The sequence below is a fragment of the Corticicoccus populi genome, from assembly GCF_042686195.1.
Taxonomy (GTDB): Bacteria; Bacillota; Bacilli; order Staphylococcales; family Salinicoccaceae; genus Corticicoccus; species Corticicoccus populi.
In genome coordinates this window covers 492,812-504,720 of sequence record NZ_JBHUOQ010000004.1, presented here as the reverse complement: position 1 = coordinate 504,720, position 11,909 = coordinate 492,812, and the positions used below count along the sequence as shown (strand labels likewise).

Annotated in this window: 13 protein-coding genes and 1 pseudogene; 7 read left to right on the top strand and 7 right to left on the bottom strand. The window is 39.0% G+C overall.

Annotation, left to right across the window (positions count from 1 at the left end):
- The first annotated feature begins 188 nt into the window (after positions 1–188).
- The 3 genes and pseudogenes from ACFSX4_RS12090 (at position 189) to ACFSX4_RS12080 (ending at position 2,163) form a co-directional block, all read left to right on the top strand.
- Entirely contained in the window at positions 189–680 is a 492-nt protein-coding gene (locus ACFSX4_RS12090) for a helix-turn-helix domain-containing protein (protein ID WP_377775200.1), read from the top strand.
- A 201-nt stretch (positions 681–881) separates the two neighbouring features.
- Positions 882–1,345, top strand: a pseudogene (locus tag ACFSX4_RS12085) (recombinase family protein); the annotation flags it as partial.
- The gene (locus tag ACFSX4_RS12080; RefSeq protein ID WP_377775397.1) at positions 1,342–2,163 is read left to right on the top strand and encodes a DUF3644 domain-containing protein; all 822 of its coding nucleotides are present in this window, start codon (positions 1,342–1,344) and stop codon (positions 2,161–2,163) included. The pseudogene ACFSX4_RS12085 and the gene ACFSX4_RS12080, both read left to right, overlap by 4 nt.
- A gap of 219 nt (positions 2,164–2,382) precedes the next feature.
- Here ACFSX4_RS12080 and guaA read toward each other — a convergent pair whose 3' ends face one another.
- The gene (gene guaA / locus ACFSX4_RS12075) at positions 2,383–3,927 is read right to left on the bottom strand and encodes a glutamine-hydrolyzing GMP synthase (RefSeq protein WP_377775198.1); all 1,545 of its coding nucleotides are present in this window, start codon (positions 3,925–3,927) and stop codon (positions 2,383–2,385) included.
- 19 nt (positions 3,928–3,946) lie between these two features.
- Complete coding sequence (gene guaB, locus ACFSX4_RS12070) at positions 3,947–5,416, bottom strand: IMP dehydrogenase (RefSeq protein WP_377775196.1); 1,470 nt, start codon at positions 5,414–5,416, stop codon at positions 3,947–3,949.
- Positions 5,417–5,731: 315 nt separating this feature from the next.
- Between guaB and ACFSX4_RS12065 the strand changes: the two genes are divergently transcribed.
- Complete coding sequence (locus ACFSX4_RS12065; protein WP_377775194.1) at positions 5,732–6,148, top strand: hypothetical protein; 417 nt, start codon at positions 5,732–5,734, stop codon at positions 6,146–6,148.
- A 104-nt stretch (positions 6,149–6,252) separates the two neighbouring features.
- On the opposite strand, the gene ACFSX4_RS12060 is transcribed toward ACFSX4_RS12065, so the two are convergent.
- The 3 genes from ACFSX4_RS12060 to ACFSX4_RS12050 form a co-directional block, all read right to left on the bottom strand.
- On the bottom strand, positions 6,253–6,810 hold the full coding sequence (locus tag ACFSX4_RS12060; RefSeq protein WP_377775192.1) for a YfbU family protein: 558 nt from the start codon (positions 6,808–6,810) through the stop codon (positions 6,253–6,255).
- Positions 6,811–6,835: 25 nt separating this feature from the next.
- On the bottom strand, positions 6,836–6,967 hold the full coding sequence (locus ACFSX4_RS12055) for a hypothetical protein (protein WP_377775190.1): 132 nt from the start codon (positions 6,965–6,967) through the stop codon (positions 6,836–6,838).
- Between the two features lie 88 nt (positions 6,968–7,055).
- On the bottom strand, positions 7,056–7,910 hold the full coding sequence (locus ACFSX4_RS12050) for a helix-turn-helix domain-containing protein (protein ID WP_377775188.1): 855 nt from the start codon (positions 7,908–7,910) through the stop codon (positions 7,056–7,058).
- Positions 7,911–8,043: 133 nt separating this feature from the next.
- On the opposite strand from ACFSX4_RS12050, the gene ACFSX4_RS12045 reads away from it, so the two are divergent.
- The 3 genes from ACFSX4_RS12045 to ACFSX4_RS12035 all read left to right on the top strand — a co-directional run bounded on the left by ACFSX4_RS12045 (position 8,044) and on the right by ACFSX4_RS12035 (position 10,878).
- Positions 8,044–8,718 (top strand): hypothetical protein, encoded by a 675-nt coding sequence (locus ACFSX4_RS12045; RefSeq protein WP_377775186.1) that lies wholly within the window; start codon positions 8,044–8,046, stop codon positions 8,716–8,718.
- Positions 8,719–8,884: 166 nt separating this feature from the next.
- Positions 8,885–9,808, top strand: a complete 924-nt coding sequence (locus tag ACFSX4_RS12040; protein ID WP_377775395.1) for a VOC family protein — start codon at positions 8,885–8,887, stop codon at positions 9,806–9,808.
- A gap of 14 nt (positions 9,809–9,822) precedes the next feature.
- Complete coding sequence (locus ACFSX4_RS12035) at positions 9,823–10,878, top strand: LLM class flavin-dependent oxidoreductase (protein ID WP_377775184.1); 1,056 nt, start codon at positions 9,823–9,825, stop codon at positions 10,876–10,878.
- Positions 10,879–10,919: 41 nt separating this feature from the next.
- Here ACFSX4_RS12035 and ACFSX4_RS12030 read toward each other — a convergent pair whose 3' ends face one another.
- Together ACFSX4_RS12030 and rpsR are read right to left on the bottom strand one after the other, a co-directional pair.
- Complete coding sequence (locus ACFSX4_RS12030; RefSeq protein WP_377775393.1) at positions 10,920–11,390, bottom strand: glutathione peroxidase; 471 nt, start codon at positions 11,388–11,390, stop codon at positions 10,920–10,922.
- 166 nt (positions 11,391–11,556) lie between these two features.
- Complete coding sequence (rpsR, locus tag ACFSX4_RS12025) at positions 11,557–11,796, bottom strand: 30S ribosomal protein S18 (RefSeq protein ID WP_377775182.1); 240 nt, start codon at positions 11,794–11,796, stop codon at positions 11,557–11,559.
- Positions 11,797–11,909: the final 113 nt, after the last annotated feature.

Genomic DNA, 11,909 nt, shown 5'->3' with positions numbered 1-11,909 from the left:
CAGTGTGCATAACTGCCATTCTAATTAATTTATAAGGTAAAGAGAGAGGGTACGCCCCTCTCTTTTGATTTAATGGAGGAAAAGGAAAGTAACACTAAATAAAAAAATAGCTAAAGGAAGCCCCTATGACCTGCTACCTCCTAAGTTTACAGATGAAATAAAAAATCTGTAAACTTAGGAGGTTTTTTGTGGCTCGACATAGAAGTTTTGAAGAGAAGATACAGATTGTTGAATATTATTTAAAGAATGGAAACCAAAAAACAACGGTTCAGCACTTTGATATTAGCCGCACCACTCTCAATCAGTGGGTGTTGATGTACCAAGAAAAAGGACCTGAAGCATTAAAGATCCGAAGGTGTCACCATACGTATGCTTCCGGGTTCAAAGCAATGGTCGCTACGGAATATCTGAGCACAGACATCGACTATAGTGCACTCGCCAGAAAATACAATATTCGTTCTCATGAGACGGTCAGAAAGTGGGTTATCGCGTATACTGGAGGCAAGAAACTCAAGCCTACCTTTGGAGGGACGCAATCCATGATGAAATCCAGAAAGACCACATATGAAGAACGATTAAAGATCGCACAATATCATGAAGCCCATGAAATCAGTATCCGTGAACTATCAGAATTGTTTGAGGTCAGCTATCAACAAGCCTATAAATTAGTATTCCAATAAACGACCGTTTATTGGAATGTTGGATAAGAATGAAATATAGTCGATTTCACTATAGATTGTAAGTACAAAAAACCGTACAATTATCTTTGTATAATATTTTATGAACTTATTGAGTTTTTGTACTACAGCCAAGGCTTATGAGTACTAATTAGAGAATAGAATACATATCCCCCTACTAAGAGAGAAATAAGGAGAAAAATTATGAGCAAAATTGGCTATGCCAGAGTCAGTACGAGAGATCAGAATTTAAATAGTCAAATTGATTTCTTAAATGACTATGGGTGTGAGCGAATATTTTCCGAAAAGGTGAGTGGACTTAAATATAAAAGAACAGAGCTTGATAAATGCCTCGACTATCTCCGTGAGGGAGATACTTTAGTAATTACAAAGTTGGATCGGCTAGGACGTACAACGAAACAATTAATAGAATTATCCCAACACCTCGATGAAAAGAATATAGATTTGGAAATAATAGATATGAATATCAATACCAAAGATGCAATGGGGAGGATGTTCTTCACTATGATGAGTGCTTTTGCAGAGCTCGAAGCAAATCTATTGAGTGAAAGAACGAAAAGGATTTAGAATCTGATCGATCAAGAGGTAGAATGGGAGGAAGGCCTAAATTTCCGAAAGATAAAAAGGAAATGGTCGTGACTCTATTTATTTTAAAGATTCTTCTGATCGTACTATCCCATTAGAGAAGTGTATTGCACTTATATTCACAAATAATAAAGATCCGCTTAGAATCAACTTAGAAAAAATTGTATCTTTGAGGAATACTAGTACTCATTTTATTACTGAAGATTATGAAAGAGTATATGCCCCTCTCTTCCAAGCTTGTGTAATCAATTTCACGAATAAAATCCAAGAGTTCCATGGTGTAGATATTACAGAATCAATACCACAAAACTTCCTGACTTTATCAGTAAATTTAGATGATTTAACAGATGAACAAATACGAGCAAAGTACACTCCTCAATTAGCGGAGAAACTAATAATCGACAGAAACGATATCGAAATAACGACGGAAAAAACAAATCATAAATTTGCAATAACCATCCAACAAAATTTATATATTACAAAAAAGAAAAAAGATGCTGATTTTAATATCTCTGTTACACGTGATGCAAATGCTAAGGGAAATATTATTAAAGAATTACGTGACCCTAGTAATACTCATAAATTTTCATTTAAACATTTGATGGAGGAAATTAATAAACAACTTAAAGATCAAAATATCCCATTTTCACATTCTAATTCCTCAGGAAAATCACGAGATAAATTCAACACTCATGATTTAAACGAATTCATCAAATTTTATAATATGAAAAAAGAGCCAAAATACTCCTATGAACATGTAATAGGAAATAGTACTCAATATAGTTATTCATTGGAAGCAGTAAATTTTATAGTAGGAGAAATAAAGAAAAAACCTGAGAGAATTATTTCAGATATTAAAAAAGCAAATAAAAAAAGATAACCCCAGGAGCAAAGGAATTCTCAGGCATTTGCCCTACTCCCATATGGGAACCCAACTTTATCCATCACAAGTTATCTTATAATTAATAATACAATATTAACTGTACATTATCAAGAAAACCTACTTAAATTTGCCCTCAAATTGCCCTTTTTATAGATTTAACATCATTAAAATAACCCTCTAACCACCATGGTTAAAGGGTTTTACTCTTTTATATAGTTATTCCCACTCAATCGTCGCCGGGGGCTTGCTCGTTACATCATAGACTACGCGGTTGATATGCTGGCACTCATTGACGATACGTTTAGAAATTTTCTCGAGTACGTCCCAGTCGATTCTTGCGAATTCGCTGGTCATGCCGTCGATGCTTGTGACTGCACGGATACCGATTGTGTAGTCATATGTTCTGTAGTCTCCCATTACACCGACGGAACGGATGTCAGGGAGTACTGTGAAGTACTGCCAGATTTCTCTTTCGAGTCCTGCTTTTCTCACTTCATCTCTCAGGATAAAGTCACTTTCACGTACGATTTCTAATTTCTCTTCTGTAATTTCACCTAAAATACGGATGCCGAGCCCCGGCCCTGGGAATGGCTGTCTCCACACTAAATGTTCTGGAATTCCGAGTTCAATTCCGAGTTCACGGACTTCATCTTTAAATAAAGTATTTAACGGCTCAATTAACTGGAACTGCATGTCTTCAGGCAGTCCGCCCACGTTATGGTGGGATTTAATGGTTGTTGCTGTTTCTGTACCGGATTCAATAATATCTGTATATAATGTTCCCTGCGCAAGGAATTTCACGTCTGTCAGTTTTGACGCTTCGTCATCAAATACATAGATAAATTCATTACCGATGATTTTACGTTTTTTCTCAGGGTCGGAAACGCCTGATAACTTAGATAGGAAACGGTCTTTTGCATCCACTCTGATAATATTCATGTTAAAGCCTTCACCAAACTGCTCCATTACCATGTCGCCTTCACCTTTACGAAGAAGACCATGGTCAACGAAGATACATGTCAGCTGATCACCAATGGCACGGTGCATCAATACTGCTGTGACAGATGAATCGACACCGCCGCTCATCGCACACAATACTTTTTTATCGCCGACCTGTTCACGGATTTTTTCAACTTCAATCTCAATAAAGTTATCCATCGTCCACTCGCCTGTACATCCACACACACTGCGGATAAAGTTCTTCAGGAACTGGTCGCCGTTTACTGAGTGTTTGGATTCCGGGTGGAACTGAACACCGTAGAATGGTTTTGATTCATGTTTCATCCCTGCAAATTTACATAATGGTGTATGTGCAATCTGCTTAAATCCTTCAGGGATTTCAGTCACTTTATCACTGTGGCTCATCAGTACAGTTTCAAATTCATTCAATCCTTCGAAAATTTCTTCAGATGTATCCACCTGAATATCTGTCGGCCCGAATTCTCTTTCGCTGGAAGGAATCACTTCCCCGCCGAGTGTATGTGTAATCAGCTGCATACCGTAGCAGATTCCGAGAACCGGTATTCCGAGGTCAAAAATTTCTTCGCTGACTTTGTAAGCATCATCCGCGTAAACGGATTTCGGTCCGCCGGACAGGATGATTCCTTTCGGGTTTAATTCTTTTATTTCCTCAATTGAAATACTTGGGTTGTGAAGTTCACTGTAGACACCAAGGTCACGCACACGGCGTGTGATTAACTGATTGTACTGACTGCCATAGTCAATGACTAAAATGAGCTCTTGTTCTTTTGCCATTTCCATGAATAAAATTCTCCTATTCCTATCTAGTATAGTTTGGTGATTCTTTAGTAATCTGAACGTTATGCGGGTGACTTTCAATCAGACTTGCGCTGGTAATTTTAACGAATTTTGATTCATTGCGGAGCACTTCAAGATCTTTAGATCCTGTGTAGCCCATTCCGGATTTCAGTCCGCCCATCAGCTGATACACTGTATCGGCAAGCGGTCCTTTGTACTCGGTACGCCCTTCAACGCCTTCCGGCACGAATTTTTTCGCTTCTTTATCTTCCTGGAAGTATCGGTCTTTAGAGCCCTGGTCCATTGCGCCCATTGAACCCATACCACGGTATGTTTTATAACGGCGGCCCTGGAAGATTTCAGTTTCCCCTGGTGATTCTGTTGTTCCCGCAAGCAGGCTTCCGAGCATGACTGCGTTCCCGCCTGCAGCGAGTGCTTTCACAATATCACCGGACAGTTTGATTCCGCCGTCGGCAATGATTGCTTTCCCGTGCTTACGTGCCTCAGTTGCTGCATCATATACTGCAGTAATCTGTGGTACACCGACACCTGTCACGACGCGTGTCGTACAGATTGACCCCGGTCCGATACCAACTTTCACTACATCAACACCCGCTTCAATCAATGCACGTGTGCCTTCAGCAGTGGCAACGTTCCCGGCGATTAATGTAATATCCGGATAGAGGTCTCTAATATCTTTAATCGCATCGAGAACACCCTGTGAGTGCCCGTGTGCTGTATCAATCACAAGAGCATCTACGCCAGCTTTAATCAATTCATCTGCACGTTTTTTAGTCTCCTTCGCGATACCAATCGCGCCTGCAACAAGAAGTCTGCCCTGTGAATCCTTAGCTGCATTTGGAAATTCAATCACTTTTTCAATGTCTTTAATTGTGATTAAGCCTTTCAGGATATTGTTCTCATCCACAAGCGGCAGTTTCTCAATTCTATACTTTTGAAGAATCTTACTTGCTTCATCCAGTGTTGTATCTGTATCTGCTGTAACAAGATTCTCTTTCGTCATCACATCATCAATCGTTGTTGCATAATCTTCGATGAAACGAAGATCACGATTTGTGATAATACCTATTAATTTTTTCTCTTCAGGATTATTCACAATAGGCACACCTGAAATACGGTATTTCGCCATTAAATGCTCTGCAGCATACACTTCTTCCTCTTTTGTCAGGAAGAAAGGATTCGTAATGACTCCATTTTCCGAACGCTTAACTTTAATGACTTCATCACGCTGCTTTTCAATCGACATATTCTTATGAATCACGCCGAGACCGCCCTGACGCGCCATCGCAATCGCCATTGCCGATTCTGTGACAGTATCCATCCCTGCACTTAACAGAGGAATATTCAACTTCAGATTCTCAGACAGCTGTACTGATAAATCGACATCTTTCGGCAGTACTTCTGAATGTGCCGGTACCAACAGCACATCATCAAACGTTAAACCCTCTTTTTCAAACTTTCTTTCCCACATTATTTTTGCCTCCTGAAAATTGTTAGTCACTTCCAAAAAACTCTTTCAAAAAACGCGCATTAAATGAACACCACTTCCAAGATACACATTTAATGCCAAACTAAAACACGTACAAAACAACCATTTTGACTGAAAAAGATACGTAATTAATTATATTATGATACCAAAAACGTTCAATATACACAACAAACTCATTTTACTACATTTCTGCCGATGTTTATATGCTTTCACGTGTAATAAACCAACTGAAAGGGTATACAGAGAGTAAGATTATGAAAATATGTTTAATTTCGCGATTAAGAGGAGGACTTCCAGATGTTTTACACTGAATTTTACAGCACCCAAGAAGAATTGCTTGAAAGAATTGAAGAATTAAAAGATGAAGATTATTATGAGGAAGACTTACATTTAGCATCTCTTGATAAGGGAGACGATATGAGCTGGCTCGAGTACACCAATATTCATTTTCACCCACATCACGAAGAGGCTTCTGACGGCGGCTTCAAAGGTATTTTTTCAAATAAAGAACCGTCTGCCCGCTATCTGTATAAGACAGGCACTGACGAAGAAACCGTGGAGGAATATTTAAAGCGTCTGTCTAAAGGAGAGTACCTGCTCTGTTACTCAGATCACTACAAAAAAAGACGCGCCGATGATCAGGCCGGTAAAGATGTCAGTTCCGAATCCAACCTTGAAGTGGACACAACCGATTCAGAATATGACTATAAATAAGAAAACGGCAACCCGCGATGGGCTGCCGTTTCTGAATTTTACAGCTGATTTATGATAACGATGTCCACAGTCGTTCTATAAAAAGGCTGATAAAATCCGTGTCGTTATACCTTTAATTTTTTTTCATCCGCCGTTGAGAAAATACATTCAATATCATGTAAGCTCAATAACGAGTTCGCATTGTTCCCTTGCTGATACTGTTTCTGTTCCAGAATCGTATAATACATTTGATACATTCCACGGTAATCCTCTAAAGACCTTATGATTCTATCTGTCTCTTCAGGTATTCCCTTTTGATTATACCGCTTTAAAAAATGATAATATATTAAATGTTTCCTTTCGGAAACATGACTCCCGAAGCCGGAAAAATTGATGTTGTTTCTGCTAAGAAAAGACTCTTTTTCAACCTCGGAAAAATAATTCACAGACCGTTGAATGGTTTGATACATCTCAAGAATATCGTCGACTTCATCTGAAACATCTTTAGATACGGAACCTCCGTTCAGACCGATGTACTCAAATATAGATGGGTACCGTGATTCAATACCATTTGTGATAATATCCATGAACATCTGATATTCTTTACTGCTGCATGGATTTCTCTCTTTTTGATCTTGTAACAGCGTGTATATCACCCAACGCTCTTCAAAACTTTTTAACAAGCCTTCTCCGCTGTTCAGCATAGATTTAATATACAAAATCTATGCATGGAATACTACAGCCTTTTTTAGCTGCCTCCACATCATCAGTCAGATGAGCACCTGTACCGATTCCCAGGATTAAAACCACAATTGAAACTTTCTTCAAAAACCCCTTCATTAACTTTCCCCCTTAATCATTCACTTCATTAACAATGTTCATTTGAACACTTTTTATATTAAAATGAATTATTTGGGAACGCTATCAATTACACTAAATTATTCTCCACAGAATAATCATCTAAGTTCTGAAGCATCCATTCTTTGTTTTTAACTTTATATATGTAATCAATTTTCTCTCGTACTTCCATATATTCTGAATACCTTCCCGCTTTCATAAGAGACAGCATTTTAAAATAAAAAATTTCACATATTAGATATACAGAATCATTATCATCCAGAACTTTAATTGCTTTATCACAGTCCCTGATTACACGCTGATATTCATTTCGACTGCAGTTTGTACGAATCATATTATATAGAATCTTCATTTCCAGCTTATAAATCGTTCGTCCAATATTCCTGTAACTCTCCTCTGCCTTCTTATACCATTCCAAATCTAAGTGATTTTGATCATTATAAAAATTTCCTTTGGCAATATAAATCTCGGGCAGCGATCCTTTCATTAAAAAATTGTCCACGCTCCTGCTGACAGCTTCATCCAGAGCAGCGTGTGCCCCTTCAGAATCTTGATATTTGACATAACGTATCAATCCATGATGCCAGTAAAAATAAGCGTTTAATTCTATTGATGATTCCCAAAAGTCTTTTGCTTTACCTCTATCCAGGATTTCCTCAATATCATCGTACTGTCCTTTACTTCTCAAATCATCCAGCTGCTTTTGAACAGCTGCCGATTCATTTTCAACCTCGCCGTACAATAAATCACTCATCTGCATATTCAGACGTTTTAGAATACTTTCTAAATCACTGTAACCAATATTAAACTGATTATTCTCAAGCCTTGAAATCATCGACTGTGAGCATATTCCCTCAGCCAGTTTCTGCTGAGATATTTTCATGAACAATCGTCTTTCTCTAATGATGTCTCCTTTACTTTCCAACGCTTCTCCTCCTTAATATTTAAATTTTATCACCTTTTCCTGACAATATTCGGAAAAGTTTATATAATACGATTATCGGGAATAAAATAACTAAATCTGCGTCATTTTTATTACAACTGGGGGCGAATAAGCAATGTCAAAATTTGAAATTTTAAATGATGAAATTGAAGTATTGCGATTGATTGATAAACTGCGTATCGAAGATGTGGAAGATGAAGATATTACAGTTATTTATAAAGAGGGATTCAAATACAGTACATTCAGGTATTCCGGTGTTCATTTCAAAAAATCAAGCGGTAATCTATGGGACAGACTCGTATCCCGTCTCGGCGACAGTACGGCTGAAAACCGAGTATTCGGCGAGCTGGATTTATCTCCGGACGAACGGGAACATTACCAGGCTGTTGTAGAAAACGGGCAGTTCCTTGTTTTCGTCAGCAGTTTTAATACGGATTCACTTAATGCACCGGAAGAACAGGAATCATCAATTTCTGAAAAGCAGGACAAAATAGAACCTGTTCATATTAAATCTCAACCAGAAGATACAAAAACAATTACTCCGGAAGTCGCGAAAGCTGAAAACAAGGAAGCCGTTACAGATTCAAACAGTGAAGACGGTGTGACTGTCGACATGCGAAGCTATGTCGTAAGTACACATGACATTGAGCCTGCAGATAATCATGACAGCGAATCTTCTGCACCAGACGGAGAATCATCGGATGAAGCAAATTCCAAAGATGTTCGAACAGTCCCGGAAAACCCTGATTATAAAATAAAAGACAATGTTGTCGATTTAGGGAACAAATAAATATTTCTTTTCTGAGGGCTGTCACACGCCCTCTATTTTTATGTCATTTACAGTGAGTCGGATTCAAATTCAAGGAAATACTTCAGGTTATGTCTTATAATTTAGGGAGTAAATGAAACTTTATCTTTTTAAAGTGATACAGATTATTGATGAGGAGGACACTCAATTGAATATTACGGGTCACCATCATATTTCAATCTATACAAAGAATGCCCAGGAAAATAAATCTTTCTATACCGATGTGCTTGGTCTCCGGCTGGTAGAAAAATCAGTCAATCAGGATAACCCTGGTATGTATCATCTGTTTTACGGAGATGAAACAGGCACTCCGGGAACACTGGTTACTTTTTTTGAAATTCCGACTATTGGAAAGAACCGTCCGGGAACGGATGCCGTGAGTCAGATATCACTGCTTGTGCCCAATCAGTCAGCACTCGATTATTTTCAGGATCGTCTGGAAAAAGAAAATATTCCTGTTTATAAAACACACTATTTAAACCAAAACGCAATAACTTTTCAAGATCCGGACGGCCTCAAAATCCTTCTGATTTCCAATGCGGATTATCATACACCTGCAGCCTGGCGGAAAAATCCATACAGTAATGTCCCTGAAAATTATCAAATTATGGGCCTCGGCCCCGTAGAAATTACGGTGAAAGACCAAGCGCCGACTGTAACGTTTCTGCAGGATATTTTAGGCTATCACCTGCGGGACAGCGAAGAAACGATTTTCACACTTGACGATGACAGTTTATATTCAGATTTAGTCATTATTGAAAATCAAAATGAAACAGCCAGACCTGGACGTGGATTTGTTCATCATATCGCATTAAATACCCCTTCTGATGATGATTTAAATGAAGTCCGCCGCCGGATTAATCATGAATTTGGTGAATATTTAAGGGTGATTGACCGGTACTTCTTCAAATCATTATACTTCCGTCACAACAAAATTATGTTTGAGTTCGCAACAGAATCACCGGGCTTCACTGTAGATACACTAGTAAAGGATTTAGGAAAGTCGTTAAATCTGCCGGATTTTCTTGAACATAAAAGAGCTGAAATAGAATCTCGTTTACACAAAATATAAAAGGATGGTGCCGTATGGCAAAATTAGAAATTAACAAAAATTCACCGCTTGAGTTCGGTCTTTATTCACTCGGGGATCATCTTTTGAACCCGCATAAAGGTAAAAAAATTAGTTATGAACAGCGGATTCAGGAAATCATTGAAGCAAGTCAGCTGGCTGAACAGGCCGGAATCGATGTCTTTGCGGTCGGTGAAAGTCACCAGGAGCACTTCACCACCCAGGCACACAGCGTAGTACTCGGTGCCATTGCACAGGCTACGAGTAAAATTAAAGTATCCAGCTCCTCCACGATAATCAGTGCTGAGGATCCTGTCAGAGTGTTTGAGGATTTCGCGACCCTTGATTTAATCTCAAAAGGCCGGGCTGAAATTGTCGCAGGCAGAGGATCAAGAACCGGGCTCTTTGACTTATTCGGCCTGAACATTAATGACTATGAGGATTTATATGAAGAAAAACTCGATTTACTGCTGGAGTTGAACAAAAACGACCGGATTACCTGGTCCGGAAAATTCAGACCAGATTTAAATAATATGAAAATCTTCCCGCGTCCAATTGATGATACACTGCCGATTTGGCGTGCAGTCGGCGGCCCCCCTGCGAGTGCTGTGAAAGCAGGAAAAAAAGGTGTTCCAATGATGATTACCACGCTTGGCGGGCCCGCTGAAAGTTTCAAACCATCCATTGATATATACCGTAAAACCGCTGCAGATAACGGCTTTAACACATCACCCGGCACGCTTCCGGTTGCGACTGCGAGCCTTTTTTATACAGCAGATACAACCCAGGAAGCCCTGCAGGAATTTTATCCGCATCTAAATACAGGCATGTCCTTTATCCGCGGTGCCGGCTACCCTAAACATCAATTTGATGCTGCACCTGACCACAGAGAAGCATTGATGGTTGGAAGTCCAGACCAGATCATTGAAAAAATATTATACCAGCACGAATTGTACAATCATCAAAGGTTCATGGCACAGATTGATTTCGGCGGTGTGCCTTTTGAAAAAGTCATGAAAAACATTGAAATCATCGGCAGTAAAATCATTCCTGCCATTAAGAAGCATTTATAAGCAGACATTAAAAAATCCAGCTCCCGGCTGGATTTTTATTTCTATATCATTTTCTCTATACTGTCAGTCATTTTTTCCGGACTGGTCTGTGGAGAAAAACGCTCGACGTGATTTCCATCCGGACTGACTAAAAACTTCGTGAAATTCCACTTAATTGACTTACCCATTGCACCCGGTGCCTGTTCTTTTAAATGTGCAAATAAAGGGTCTGTCTCCTTACCGTTAACCACTGTCATCTGATGCATTGGAAACTGAACACCGTATGTCAGGCGGCACGCTTCAGCAGATTCTTCCGCAGAACCGAGTTCCTGCTTAAACTGGTTTGAAGGAAACCCCAGTACAATCAGCCCTTGTTCTTTGTACTTCTGATATAATTCTTCCAGCTCTTTAAACTGACCGCTCAAACCACATTTCGTAGCAGTGTTCACAATAATCACCGTCTGTCCTTTATAACGCTCTAAAGAATACGATTCCCCATTTTCCAAAGTCACCTGAAAATCATAAATAGACATCAGTACCACACTTCTCTCTTCATTAGTTGATACCAGTATATTTTTTAAAATTGAAATCAACAAGAATATAGACTCGCTGACACAAAATATTAACAAATCATTTCTTAAATCAGACTGAAATATAATAGAACCCCTTTAAACCAATGGTTTAAAGGGGTTATGCATATTATTGTTCTTCTTTAACATATGGTAATAATGCCATATGACGTGCACGTTTGATCGCAGCTGTAAGCTGGCGCTGATACTTCGCAGAAGTACCTGTTACACGTCTTGGAAGAATTTTACCTCGCTCAGAAATGAATCTTTTTAGAAGATCTACTTCTTTATAGTCGATGTGTGTAATTCCGTTTGCTGTGAAATAACAAACCTTTTTACGACGACGACCGCCTCTTCTTGGACCTGCCATGAGAAATCCTCCTTTATAGATTGATTGGAAAGCCTCGTGTGTGTGTTCGGCTTTTTACCCATTCGAATCCATAATTTCGTTCATTCGTTACGTGTGTAATATGCCTGTGTGTA